The sequence below is a fragment of the Saprospiraceae bacterium genome (genome assembly GCA_016710235.1).
GTDB lineage: Bacteria > Bacteroidota > Bacteroidia > Chitinophagales > Saprospiraceae > Vicinibacter.
This window is the reverse complement of record JADJLG010000001.1, coordinates 359,336-372,721: the sequence shown is the minus strand read 5'-3', so window position 1 is coordinate 372,721 and position 13,386 is coordinate 359,336. Positions and strand designations below refer to the sequence as shown.

At 38.9% G+C, this 13,386-nt stretch carries 12 protein-coding genes; 4 read left to right on the top strand and 8 right to left on the bottom strand.

Going from position 1 to position 13,386, the window contains the following annotated elements:
* Positions 1-4 precede the first annotated feature (4 nt).
* The 5 genes from IPI99_01640 to mnmE all read right to left on the bottom strand — a co-directional run bounded on the left by IPI99_01640 (position 5) and on the right by mnmE (position 5,060).
* Complete coding sequence (locus IPI99_01640; protein MBK7339212.1) at positions 5-1,192, bottom strand: restriction endonuclease subunit S; 1,188 nt, start codon at positions 1,190-1,192, stop codon at positions 5-7.
* A gap of 34 nt (positions 1,193-1,226) precedes the next feature.
* The gene (locus tag IPI99_01635; GenBank protein ID MBK7339211.1) at positions 1,227-1,613 is read right to left on the bottom strand and encodes a GxxExxY protein; all 387 of its coding nucleotides are present in this window, start codon (positions 1,611-1,613) and stop codon (positions 1,227-1,229) included.
* 58 nt (positions 1,614-1,671) lie between these two features.
* A complete protein-coding gene (locus IPI99_01630; GenBank protein ID MBK7339210.1) occupies positions 1,672-3,219 on the bottom strand; it encodes a type I restriction-modification system subunit M in 1,548 nt (515 codons plus the stop codon).
* A 60-nt stretch (positions 3,220-3,279) separates the two neighbouring features.
* Positions 3,280-3,600, bottom strand: coding sequence for a helix-turn-helix transcriptional regulator (locus IPI99_01625; protein ID MBK7339209.1), 321 nt, complete (start codon positions 3,598-3,600; stop codon positions 3,280-3,282).
* A 68-nt stretch (positions 3,601-3,668) separates the two neighbouring features.
* On the bottom strand, positions 3,669-5,060 hold the full coding sequence (mnmE, locus tag IPI99_01620; GenBank protein ID MBK7339208.1) for a tRNA uridine-5-carboxymethylaminomethyl(34) synthesis GTPase MnmE: 1,392 nt from the start codon (positions 5,058-5,060) through the stop codon (positions 3,669-3,671).
* A gap of 174 nt (positions 5,061-5,234) precedes the next feature.
* On the opposite strand from mnmE, the gene IPI99_01615 reads away from it, so the two are divergent.
* Complete coding sequence (locus IPI99_01615; protein MBK7339207.1) at positions 5,235-5,675, top strand: hypothetical protein; 441 nt, start codon at positions 5,235-5,237, stop codon at positions 5,673-5,675.
* On the opposite strand, the gene IPI99_01610 is transcribed toward IPI99_01615, so the two are convergent.
* On the bottom strand, positions 5,676-7,232 hold the full coding sequence (locus IPI99_01610) for a PglZ domain-containing protein (protein ID MBK7339206.1): 1,557 nt from the start codon (positions 7,230-7,232) through the stop codon (positions 5,676-5,678).
* 72 nt (positions 7,233-7,304) lie between these two features.
* Between IPI99_01610 and IPI99_01605 the strand changes: the two genes are divergently transcribed.
* The 3 genes from IPI99_01605 to IPI99_01595 all read left to right on the top strand — a co-directional run bounded on the left by IPI99_01605 (position 7,305) and on the right by IPI99_01595 (position 12,176).
* Positions 7,305-8,513 (top strand): HD domain-containing protein, encoded by a 1,209-nt coding sequence (locus tag IPI99_01605; protein ID MBK7339205.1) that lies wholly within the window; start codon positions 7,305-7,307, stop codon positions 8,511-8,513.
* A gap of 27 nt (positions 8,514-8,540) precedes the next feature.
* Entirely contained in the window at positions 8,541-10,748 is a 2,208-nt protein-coding gene (locus IPI99_01600) for a peptidoglycan-binding protein (protein MBK7339204.1), read from the top strand.
* A gap of 150 nt (positions 10,749-10,898) precedes the next feature.
* Positions 10,899-12,176, top strand: coding sequence for a serine hydroxymethyltransferase (locus tag IPI99_01595; protein MBK7339203.1), 1,278 nt, complete (start codon positions 10,899-10,901; stop codon positions 12,174-12,176).
* Here the strand turns inward: IPI99_01595 and IPI99_01590 are convergent.
* Positions 12,156-12,968 carry a tRNA pseudouridine(38-40) synthase TruA gene (locus tag IPI99_01590; GenBank protein ID MBK7339202.1) on the bottom strand — a complete coding sequence of 271 codons (813 nt, stop codon included), beginning with the start codon at positions 12,966-12,968 and terminating at the stop codon, positions 12,156-12,158. The genes IPI99_01595 and IPI99_01590 overlap by 21 nt on opposite strands.
* Positions 12,969-12,981: 13 nt before the next feature.
* Positions 12,982-13,347 (bottom strand): DoxX family protein, encoded by a 366-nt coding sequence (locus IPI99_01585; GenBank protein MBK7339201.1) that lies wholly within the window; start codon positions 13,345-13,347, stop codon positions 12,982-12,984.
* Positions 13,348-13,386 lie beyond the last annotated feature (39 nt).

The window sequence follows — 13,386 nt, the reverse complement described above, 5'->3', positions numbered from 1 at the left end:
ATTGTCAAGGGTTAAATGTTAGCAATAAATCCCGGTAATATTCATACTGCTTTTTTCTGAACTCAATTTCTTTTGGCAGACCTTCGCTGATTGAAGTAGTAAGTGTGTCGAATTTGTCGAGGATAGAGACGATACGGGATTGTTCTTCGGGTGAGGGATATGGAATGTAAAAATTATTTAGTTGCTCTAAGTTTAAATTTGGTTGAGCAGAACCTTTGATATTTTGTTCAATGTACTTCTTCAAATAATTGGATCTTATCAAGTGAAATACATACTTAACATTTACATCTTCTTTCAATCTGATTATTGCTAAAGCTTGATTTGTATTTGCAGGTAAAACTTCTTTTGGCACAATCGCACATTTACCGATTGTTGCACCTGCAATCGTAATCAAAATATCATTGCGATCTAAAATTGATCTCTTCAACTCTTTTGTGTGGGTTTCTTCATCAATAAATGATAATTTGAGTGGATTAATGTATTTACCATCGAAGGCTTCGGTTTTAATAAATGCAATTCCATTATCAGCATATTTCTTTGGTGTGGTGCCCTTTGTTATCAGAGAAGTTAAATCCCCCAACGTTTTCCATTCCACTTCACCGACTTCAAAACTCAACAATTGATCGCGGTAGTAGTTATACTGTTTTTTACGAGCTGTAAGCTCTGCTGTAAGCTCTGCTGTAAGCTCTGCTGTAAGCTCTGTGAACTTATCTAAGATCCGAACGATTTCTTTTTGTATTTCGATTGATTTTACTGGGTCTTCTTGGAATAGAATGGGTATGGGAAATGCTTCCATTTGCTTCTTTGAAACGGCTGGTATTCCGCCCTTTTGTTGACTACCAATCAACTTGTTTTCATTTGCTTTTAAGAAATAGTATATAAATATCCAATTTAGTCTATAAGGGTCATTTATTTCTATAGAATAGCAACTATTCCCTGCCCAATATGGTTTAGAAATACGATTGACAAACCCTGCGTTCGCTCCCCTCGCACTTACAATGATTTTATTTCCTGTATTATTGAATTTATTGTAATTTCCTGTTGGTGTAATGCCGCCATTGTATACAGGAAACTCAGCTTCATTGTCCTGATTGTTCTGATGAACAAATTCACCAATAGTAATCTTAGCCACCTCACCTAGCGGTCTCCATTCTATATCAATACCTTTTAGTAGTCCTTTTAAATAACTCATTGTCTGAATCAGGATTTATTTGCTTTTATGATTTTCAGGATTTTTGCTCCTGATAATTTTTATTAAAATTTTTTTTGAATTGCAAGCTCGTTGCACCAAAATTTATAAGTAAACTAATCGGAAAGTCGTACGAAACCACATAATTTTTTGCTTGTGCCAAATGCACATCCTCTAAGCTTATCAATGCTTTTAGTTCAACTATCACTTTGTTTTCCACTACAAAGTCTGCCCTTCTTGTACCCACTTCTATTCCTTCATAAAAAATTGCTTGCTCAACCTCTCTCCCATAATGTAAACCTGCACGTTCTAACTCAATAGCTAAACATCGCTGATAAATCACTTCTTGAAAGCCATTACCCAAGGTATTGTGGACTTTCATGGCACAATCATTAATTTTGTATGTTATTTCATCAATAGTCATTATTTGTTTTTTAATCTTGCTTATCCTCTAATCCTTTAAATCCTGATTCAGACATTTTTTATTCCGTTATCTCCTTTACTATTTTATCTATTTCTGCACGCAATGTATTTATCTTTTCTACCGTTACTGAAATCTCTGCATTCAACTTTGTAATATCCACCTGTTCCCGATTGTCTTTTGCTTCTATGTATGAACTCACCGAAAGGTTATAATCGTTTTCAGCAATTTTGTTGTTGTCTATAGATACTGCTACGTGAGCCACATCTTCTTTGGTATCGAAGATTTTCATTACCTTATCAATGTGTTTATCTTCAAGCACATTGTTGTTGGTCGCTTTCTTGAAAAAATCTTCACCTGTAGCATCTATAAACTGCGTTTTGTTATCCGTCTTATGTTTTGATAGAACAAGAATATTTACGGCTATGGTAGTGCCATAAAATAAGTTAGAAGCTAATGAGATAACGGTTTCAACAAAGTTATTATCCACCAAATACTTTCTGATTTTCTGCTCTGCACCACCACGATAAAAGATACCAGGGAAACAAACAATAGCAGCTCTGCCTTTGCTGGATAGATAGTATAGTGCATGTAATACAAATGCAAAATCTGCTTTTGATTTGGGAGCCAACACACCGGCAGGAGCAAAACGGTCATCATTGATCAGCGTGGGGTCATCATCACCAATCCATTTTATAGAGTAAGGAGGATTTGAAACGATGGCATCGAATGGCTTTTCATCGCCATAGTGTGGGTCTATGAGTGTATTGCCAAGGGCAATATTAAACTTGTCGTAATTGATATTGTGCAAAAACATGTTCATACGAGCAAGATTGTAAGTGGTATGATTTACTTCCTGTCCATAAAAACCTTCTTCAATAATATGGTTGTCGAAATGCTTTTTGGCTTGCAACAATAAAGAGCCCGAACCAGCGGCAGGGTCGTATATCTTGTTTACTTTGGCCTGCTTGTGCATTGCCAATTGTGCAATGAGCTTAGATACATGCTGTGGCGTAAAAAACTCACCACCCGATTTTCCTGCATTGGCGGCATAATTGGAAATCAAAAACTCATAAGCATCGCCAAAAAGGTCAATATGGTTATCCTCAAAATTTCCAAAACTCAATTCCTCAACACCTTTCAGAACAGATGCTAAACGGCTGTTTTTGGCTTCAACGGTATTACCAAGTCTTGTGCTTGTTGTGTCAAAATCGGCAAACAATCCTTTTATGTCTGGTTCGGATGGATAGCCGTTTGCAGAACTTTCAATAGCATCAAAAATGGCTTTTAGTTCTGTATTAAGATTTGGGTTAGTATTGGCTGTCCTGGCAATATTTACAAAAAGTTGACTGGGATAAATAAAATAACCTTTTGTTTTAATGGCATCATCTTTGATTTCAGGAGTAATTTTATTATCTGGGTAGTTTGCATAGTTAACGCTATCATCACCACCTTCAATGTAATTGGTGAAGTTTTCACTAATAAAACGATAGAACAGTGTTCCTAAGACGAATTGTTTAAAATCCCATCCATCTACTGAGCCACGAACATCGTTGGCTATTCTCCAAATTTTAGCTTGTAATTCTTGTCGTTGAGCAATGTTTGTCATTTTTTATCATTTAATAATTCGTTTGTTTTAATTCAACTATCATTTATCAATTAGAATCCACTACTTCGTTCTATTAATTTTTTTTGTTACTGATTTCAATGCTTCATCTGCATTGGGTTGGTCTTTTACCAAATCCAATACTTGGTCCACAAGCCAAAGGGTTTCCAACTCCACTTTATCAGCTTGCAGGATTTCAGCCAATAAAGGGATTTGCTCCTTCTTAAGCTGACGGTCGCCACGTTCAACTTTACTAATGATAGAAGTGTCCACATCTAACTTAGTAGCAAGCTGCCTCAGAAGTAAATGGTATGCGGGCAACAAAATAGTCAATTGAGCAACAACTGGGCAACAAAAATAAGTAGAAAAGTAGAGTTGGGCCATAAAAAAGAGAAGATAGAAAGCCGATAAACTCAATAAAAACAAGCACTTGACAAACAAAGGAAAGATAATTATTTTCCGATACAAAAACGGCCAAAGATGCTTCCCAGGATGTCTTTATCTATTTCAACTTTACCTGTGAGCAATCCTATCAGATGCAAGCTTCTTCGGATATCGCTCGTCAGCAATTCACCACTAATTTTATTCACTATTCCATTTTCGATTTCTTGGGTTGAAATGAGCATTTCTTGAAGAATCTCCAGGTGTCTCACATTGGTAATGACTGTTCCTGAATGTAGATTATGTTTACCAAGTACTTTTTGGAAGATAAGATTTTTCAATTGATCCAATCCAAATCCATCCTTTGCATCAATACAAATACTTGAATATTCAGCATTGAATTGGACGTTTTGTTCGACATTATTATTGCGCCACACATTATACTTGTTATAAACGTTAATTATTTTATTTTCATAAGGACTGAGCCATAAAAATTCATCATGAGAATTCTGGATATGCGATTCATTTAGATCATGGACATGTAAAATGATTTGAGCTTTTTCTGCGTTTTCAATCGCGCGTTGAATTCCTAAATTTTCAATTTTATCCGTACTATGTTGCCTTATTCCTGCAGTGTCAACTATTCTAAACAGAACACCCTGGATGTGGAGAACTTCTTCGATGGTATCTCTTGTGGTGCCGGGGATTTCACTTACGATTGCACGATCTTCTTGCAGTAGGGCATTGAGCAAAGTCGATTTACCAACATTAGGTTTACCTATGATGGCGACGTGAATTCCTTTCTTTATTGCATTTCCCCATTTGAATGAATCAATCAGTGATTTGGTTTTGATATTTATCTCGCTGATCAGTTCTGATAATTTGTCTCTATCTGCAAATTCTACATCTTCCTCGCTGAAGTCCAGTTCAAGTTCCAGCAGAGAAGTGAATTCAATCAATTTGGACCTTAGATTTTCCAACTCTCTCGAAAATCCTCCCTTCAACTGATGAATGGCCATCCGATGCGTTGCTTCGCTCTCAGAGGCAACGAGATCTGCCACAGCCTCAGCTTGAGCAAGATCCATCTTGCCATTGAGATAAGCTCTCATGGTGTACTCTCCTTCGGTAGCATGCCGGGCACCGTTTTTGATGATAAGTCTGACGATTTCTTCCAGAATAAAAGGTGAACCGTGAGCAGATATTTCTACACTGTCCTGTCCCGTATAGCTGTTTGGAGCTTTGAAAATGCTTACCATTACCTGGTCCAGCTCTCTGCTACCGTCTTTGAGAGTTCCAAGTTGCATGGTATGTGAATTCTGTTTTCGTAAATCGGCCTTTTCAAAGCATCGATTGACGATGTCAATAGCTGCAGGTCCGGAAAGTCTGACCACACCGATTGCTGACATCGCAAATGGCGTTCCCAGGGAGACTATTGTATCGTCTAAATTCTGCGGTTCATACATGAAACTTAGAAAAATTAAAGCAAAGCTAATTTTTAGGAGCTTTAATTTCAAAATAATCATTCTTCAATCCCAAAGTAGCAGAACTAAAGCGATAATATTTGATTTTTAAATAGCTTTCGGGAATTTATCACAAGAAATTAAGGTTATAAACTACCTTAGCAAAAACTTTGTCGAATGGCTATAATAGATTCAGTGCAATCTGCAGGACGCACAACATGGAAATGGATAAAGCGAGTTTTGTTGTTATGTATTTTGCTATCCATTGGCTGGCTTTGTTTTATCATTTTTGCCACTTATAGTGAGGGTACCCGTACCGGATATGTTACCAAAATAAGTAAGAAAGGCTATGTCTTCAAAACTTTTGAGGGCGAACTCAATACAGGATTTTTTACCAATGCCGGTCCAACAGGAAAGATACCTGATAATGTTTGGTATTTTTCGGTTTCCAATGCTGATGTGGCAGCTGAAGTGCAGAAAGCCTCAGAGACCAATAACAAAGTGACTTTGTACTATCACCAGAAATACCGGAAGCTTTTTTTTCGTGGAGAAACGGAATATATAGTTTATAAAGTAGAGCCCAATCACGAAGCGCCGGCTCCAAGTCCGGGGCAATAACTATTTAGATACCAATCTAATTACCGGACAGATCAATTCCTCCATGGAGATACCTCCATGTTGAAATGTGTTTTTGAAATAATTCAGATAGTAACCGTAATTGTTTGGATAGAGAAAGTACTTGTTTTCTCTGGCAAAAATGAAAGCACTGGAGACGTTGGGTCGCGGCAAACCGACTTTCTGCGGTTCCCGGATTTCAAGCACATCTTTCTTTTCATATTGTAGATTCTTTCCTACTTTATACCTCAAATTGCTTGTCGTTTCTTTATCCGCCACAACTCTGCTGGGATCATTTACACGAATGGTTCCGTGGTCAGTGGCTATGATCAGACGTACTTTTTTCTTAGAAATTTTTTGCAAGGCGCTCCACAAAGGACTGTGTAGAAACCAACTCTTCGTCAGTGATCGGTAGGCTTTTTCATCTGAGGCGAGTTCCTTGAGCACTTCCATCTCTGTGCGTACATGGCTCAGCATGTCGATGAAATTGTACACTATCACAGTAAATTGATTATTCAATAGTTGGTCCGCATTATCGACCAGAGTTTTTCCATGGCTGCTGTTGGTTACTTTTATATATTCGGTCTTGATCTCTTTTCGTATCCACCTTTTCATTTGTTTTGCCAGCAGATCCGGCTCTTTCAGATTTTTGCCTCCTTCATCGTTGTCATTCAGCCACCAGTCGGGATATTCTCGCTCAATATCCGCAGGCATCAAGCCTGCAAAAATTGCATTTCTGCTGTACTGCGTGGTGCTGGGAAGAATGCTGTAGAAATAAGACTCTTCTTCAATATGGAAATTTTGATTGATGATCGGTTCGATCACTTTCCATTGGTCAAATCTCAAATTATCCAAAAGCAAAAATATCGTTGGAACATCGTCATTGAGATGTTTGAACACTTTTTCTAAGAGCAACTGATGTGAGAGGATTGGTGCTTTGTTTTTATTGTCAAACCAACCGGAGTAGTTATTGATGATATATTTGGAAAACTCATTATTGGCTTCCATTTTTTGGCTCGCCAGAATGTCTTGAATTTCAGGATCAGACGATTCATCGAGTTTGAGTTCCCACTGGATGAGATTTTTATATATATCAACCCAATCTTCGAAGTGATTGGTGCCGGTAATCTTCATATAAAGTTCCCGGAATGCAGTCTGATAGGCCAAAGTACTTTTTTCAGAAATGAGCCTTTTGTTGTCCATCAGCTTCTTGAGCGTGAGCAAAAGCTGATTTGGGTTGACAGGTTTGATTAGATAATCTGCTATTTGACCTCCTATCGCTTCTTCCATGATATTTTCTGCTTCATTTTTGGTCACCATGACCACCGGAATAGAGTAGCCCAAATTCTTTATTCTGCTCAGTGTCTCCAGGCCGGTAATTCCGGGCATGGACTCGTCGAGGAAAATGATATCAAAGGGCCCTGACTCAGCCAGCTGGGTCAGCGCATCATGTCCATTGCTTACTGTCTGAATGGTGTATCCTTTTTTCTCAAGAAAAAACAATTGAGGTTTCAAAAGATCAATTTCGTCATCTGCCCACAAAATCCTTATTTTATTCATAACTTCGCCTGTCGAAAAAAATAGTATTGCTAGAGAACGGTTCAAGGTAAAGATTAGTATCCAGACAAGACTTTGAAAAAACTAAAAATATTTAATGATCCGGTTTATGGCTTTATCAGTGTACCTGATGGGCTGATCATGGAGTTGATCGAACACACGGTTTTTCAGAGGTTGAGGAGAATAAAACAACTTGGCTTGTCGGATTTCATCTATCCCGGAGCTACTCATTCCAGATTTCATCATGCTCTGGGTGCCTTTCATTTGATGACCGAGGCACTTGATTCTTTAAGGTTGAAGGGAGTTTCTATATCTGAGGAAGAGTATGAGGCAAGCCAGATAGCAATATTATTACATGATATCGGCCACGGACCATTTTCACATGTATTGGAGCACAGTTTGTTGCCTGTGGCTCATGAGGAGATCACTATTTTGCTGATGGAATGGCTCAATGTAGAATTCAAGGGTAGGTTGAGTCTGGCATTGAGAATTTTTAAAAATCAATACAGCAGGTCATTTTTTCATGATCTGATCAGCAGTCAATTGGATGTTGACAGACTGGACTATTTGACGAGGGACAGCTTTTTTACAGGAGTAGCGGAAGGCGTGATAGGATACGATCGATTGATCAAAATGATGGATGTCCACGAGGATCATATCGTTTTGGAAGAAAAGGGACTATATTCGATTGAAAAATTTCTTGTAGCTCGCAGGATTATGTATTGGCAGGTTTATATGCACAAGACAGCGATCGCGGCAGAAAAGATGTTGCATTCTATTTTTGAATTGGTAAAATCAGATTTGAATAAATATATTAAAAATTCTCCACTTATTTATTTTATTGATAATGAATATCATAATCAAGTTGATATCCATTCTCCGGATTTTATTGATAAGTTTTTATCAATTGATGATTCAGACATTTGGCAAGTGCTGAAGCAGCTTTCAAAGTCAGATCACAAGCTCTTGAGATACATGTCTAAAGGAATTTTAGAGCGGCGATTTCTGAAAATCTACTTGAGAAGTGAACCATTTAGCAGTGACTTTGTAGATGATATGCGTCTCACATGTGCAAATATTTTTGATGTGTCTGCAATAGAAGCAAGGGTATTGATTCAAGAAGGAAGCCTGGACTTAACAGTTTATTCTCATTTTGAAAAGGAAATTAACATAAAATCCAGACATAATCATTCAATCCCATTGTCAGAAGTATTAGATTTGCATAGTTTTTTGAAATCAAATACGAAGTATTATTGTACAGTTCCAAAAGATCTTTATTCTTAAACAAATTTATTATTTAAATCCTATTTTATGAGTCTACGTTTTATAACCTTCTTACTGGTCATATTCGGATGGTCCTTTGCACAGGCACAAAATCCGGAAATACCAAATGCACAGCCTGGAAAGTGCTATGCAAAATGTCTGATAGGTGACCAATACGAAACTACAACGGAGCAAATCATGGTAAAACCAGCTTCCAAAAAAGTCGTAGCCGTCCCTGCAAAATATGAAACAGTTACTGAACAAGTCCTGAAAAAAGAAGCTTCCACTTCACTTACAGCTGTACCGGCAAAGTTTTCAACTAAAACAGAGCAGGTTCTTGTAAAAGAAGCCGGAAAGAATATCGTTGTTAAACCGGCTCAGTGGGAATCTGTAAAAGAGCAAGTAGTTTCTAAGGAAGCAGGTTCTACTCTATCGGTCTCACCTGCTAAGTTTGAAAGCATGACTGAGCAAGTGGTAAAGAAAGAAGCAGGAAAAACTCTTGTGGTAGTTCCGGCCAAGTTTGAATCCTCTACAGAGCAGTTGAAAACAAAAGATGCGTCTACAACTCTAGCAGTTGTACCTGCAAAATTTGAAACTGTGACTGAGCAAGTAAAGGTAAAAGATGCCTATACTAAACTGACAGTTGTACCTGCAAAGTACGAAACTGTGACTGAGCAATACAAAGTGAAAGACGCTTACCAGGAGTTGGTAGTGATCCCTGCGAAGTACGAGTCTGTAACTGAGCAAGTGAAAGTAAAAGATGCTTTCGAGGAGTTAGTAGTAATTCCAGCGAAGTATGAGACAGTTACTGAACAAGTAAAAGTAAAAGATGCTTACCAGGAATTGGTAGCTATCCCTGCAAAGTACGAGACAGTAACTGAGCAAGTTCTGAAGAAAGAAGCTTCTTCAAGTGTTGTTGTTGTACCTGCTGTTTATGAAACAGTTACTGAGCAGGTAAAAGTAAAAGATGCGGGTTCTATCGTTGAATCTGTTCCTGCTATCTTCGAAACAATGACTGAATCAGTTGAAACTACTCCAGCAACAACCCGTTGGGTGAGAAAATCTGCTGACAGAAACTGTCTATCAGCTGATCCTAACGATTGTTTGGTTTGGTGTTTGGAGAATGTTGCTGCACAATATACTACTATCACTAAGCAAGTGAGAAAAGGTTGTGCTGCAGGATATAATGATGATGGCAGTGCTTGCACAAGAACAGTGGACGTACCAGCACAATATGCTACTCGTTCATACAAGAAATTAAAATCACCGGCTACTTCAAAAACAGTTGATGTACCTGCACAATACGAAACTAGAACCTACCAAAAATTAGTTTCTGCAGCAACAACAACTACAAAAGATGTACCTGCACAATATGAAACAAGAACATATCAGAAATTGGTTTCTCCGGCTTCCACTACCAGAAAGGAAGTACCTGCACAGTATGCTACTCGTACTTATCAGAAATTGGTTTCCCCAGCTTCTACATCAACAAAAGATGTACCTGCACAATATGCTACTCGTTCATATCAGAAGTTAGTTTCTCCGGCTACAACGGCTTCAGTTGATGTACCTGCAGAATATGCAACTCGTACTTATCAGAAATTGGTTGCTCCTGCGACTACATCATCAGTAGATGTTGCTGCTCAGTATGAGACAAAATCTACTTCAAAATTGGTTGCTCCTGCGACTACAAATTCAGTTGATGTTGCCGCTCAGTACGAAACAAGAACTTATCAAAAATTGGCTGCTCCAGCTGTTGCAAATACAGTTGATGTTCCTGCGCAGTATGCAACAAAAACAGTGACTAAGTTAAAATCTCCTGCAACTACAGAAACCGTTGACTTAGCGGCACAGTATTCAACAAGAACAATACAAACTGTTTCAGCTCCAGCTACCGCTGCATCAGCAGATGTTGCTGCAGAATACGAGACTCGTACTTATCAAAAGCTAGTTACTCCGGCTTCAACAAGTACAGTAGATTTACCGGCAGAATACAAAACCATTACAAAAAGAAAGCTTGTAAAACCTGGTGGATTCACAGAGTACAGAGAAATCGTTTGTGCTAGCAAAGTAACTTCAGAATTGGTTCGTTCAGTTCAAGATGCTCTTCGCAAGGCTGGTTACGATCCTGGACCAACAGACAATATCATGGGAACATTGACTAAGTCAGCTTTGGTAAAATACCAAAAAGACAAAGGTCTTCCTGTAGGTCAACTTGACTACCAAACATTGAAGTCTTTGGGTATCGAAAGATAATATTCTTTTACTTCAATTAAGATAAAGCGAAAAGGCTGCTCCAAGGAGTGGCCTTTTTGTTTTTAATATCATAAGGCGGACATAATGGTCTCCTGTCTATCTCAGCTTTATATATATTTGCATGCTTATCTTCCAAAAATCTTATCTTCAATGATAGACAATGTAGTGAAAAACCTTCTTTGGGCTGAACTCGACAGACAAAGAAGAGGAGTCGAGTTGATTGCCTCAGAAAATTTTGCATCCTGGGACGTGATCCAAACCATGGGTACATGGGTGACAAATAAGTACGCTGAAGGATACCCTTCAAAAAGGTATTATGGAGGTTGTGAAGTGATCGATGAAATAGAGTCATTGGCGATTCACAGACTTTGTCAACTTTTTGGTGCTGAATATGCAAATGTCCAACCACATTCAGGAGCACAAGCCAATCTGGCTATACAGCTTTGCCTGTTACAACCCGGCGATACCATATTGGGCCTGGATCTGGCTCACGGTGGGCACCTTACGCATGGTTCTGCGGTAAATATCAGTGGGAAGTATTTCAAAGCAGTTTCCTATGGACTCAATCCGGAAACCGGGTTGATAGATTATGAGTCTCTTCGCATCAAAGCCATTGAACACAAACCTAAGATTATTATTTGCGGTGCCTCAGCTTATTCCAGAGATTGGAATTATCTCCTACTCAGAGATATTGCTGACGAAGTAGGGGCTACTTTGTGGGCTGATATTGCACATCCGGCAGGCCTGATTGCGCGGAAAAAACTGAATGACCCTTTGCCTCATTGTCATGTGGTAAGTTCAACAACACATAAGACTTTGCGAGGGCCGAGAGGCGGAATCATTATGTTGGGTAAAGATTATCCCAACACATTGGGCAAAAAAGATAAGAAAGGCAATCCTATCATGATGTCAGCCTTGCTCAATAGTGCAGTGTTTCCGGGAATTCAGGGAGGACCCCTGGAACATGTTATAGCTGCCAAAGCAGTGGCATTTGGAGAGGCATTGGATGATAGCTTTGACAGATATACGACTCAGGTGATCCAAAATGCAAAGGCTTGGGTAAATGCATTCCAAGCATTGGGTTATCATATTGTCTCGGGTGGAACGGATAACCATCTATTCCTTCTTGACCTGAGAAATAAAAACATCACTGGAAAGGAAGCTGAGGAACTTCTGATTCAAGCTGATATCACGACCAATAAAAACATGATACCCCGTGATCCGCAACCACCTATGACGACTTCTGGTATTAGGTTGGGTACCGCGGCAATGACGACGAGAGGATTCATCGAAAAGGATTTCCATCAGGTTGCTGTATGGATTGATGAACTGATCAAAAACAGAAACAAACCCAATATCATCCAAGAAATTAAAAGGGAGGTCAATCAATATACCGAGGATTTTCCACTATATCCCCAGGTCCACTAATCTGCTGATCATATCATCAGGATATTTTACTTCTTCCAAGGTGAGGCCATTGGCAGGCACTGACCACGAATGTTTGATCTGCTTGGTGGATAGTATCTGCTCCATTAATTCATTCGGATTGGTTTTGCCTTGAGCCAATTGAAGGAATGCACCAACGATCAGTCTTACCATACCTCTAACAAATCTGTTTGCTGCAATATGAAATTCAAAGTGATCTCGGTCTACCGCGTTCCACCGACATTCGTACAAAGTGCAGTTGTAGTTTTCCAGACCTGAATTCGACTTAACAAAACTGCCAAAATCATTGATCTTAATCAGCTGTTGACTGAAATCTTCAAAATGATCCAGATGTTCATGCAGTAAATGGTGGTATTCGAAACTATATTTTCTGGCAAAAGGATCCTTGATTCGATGGATACGATAAATGTACTTGCGCATGTGAGCATCAAATCTGGAGTGAAAACGATGCATTGGATCTTGCCAGATGTGACTTACTGCAATCTCAGGAGGCAATAATGCATTCAGTGATGAAATTTTTAAAGATTGGAGACCAAGATCGTCCAGATCCGTATGTGCAAAATATCTTCTCGCATGTACTCCTGTGTCCGTTCTACCGCAGCCTGTGATCTCAACTTGGGATTGTCTGGTGAGGATTTGCAGTTTTTCTTCCAATACAGATTGTACTGAGCTTTGGCCGGGTTGCTTCTGCCAACCGCAGAAAACACTACCGTCATAATCGATTTTAAAGACGAGTCTTGTGGAATTTGATTCCGATTCAGACTGAGGAATCATCTCCAGTGGGAGTTTAACCTACCAGAGAATTGTCCTTTGCAAAAGCATGTGCGTACATCATAGCTCCACCGGCTATTGACAAATCTTTCAAAGCGGACACCATCGCCATACCATTGTTCATAGTTGCACCTTTGAGGTGAATCAGCGTAATAATGAGAATCATGAGTACAGAAAGTAATATCGCTGCTAATTTGTCAAATTTGCCAAGCAAGGCACTGATGCCGAAAGCCACTAAACAGATTCCGGTTACATAAATCATTGCAACTCCACCGAAGGGAGCTTGATCTGCCATTTTTTGAGCTCCTACCAAATGGAAGATCCCAAAAACTAAAATTGGTGTGATGAAAAAGTACTTTCCCAGGCTAGTCAATGAATTCATATTTTGAATTTTGTTTCAATCAAAAATAGATAAAAAAAT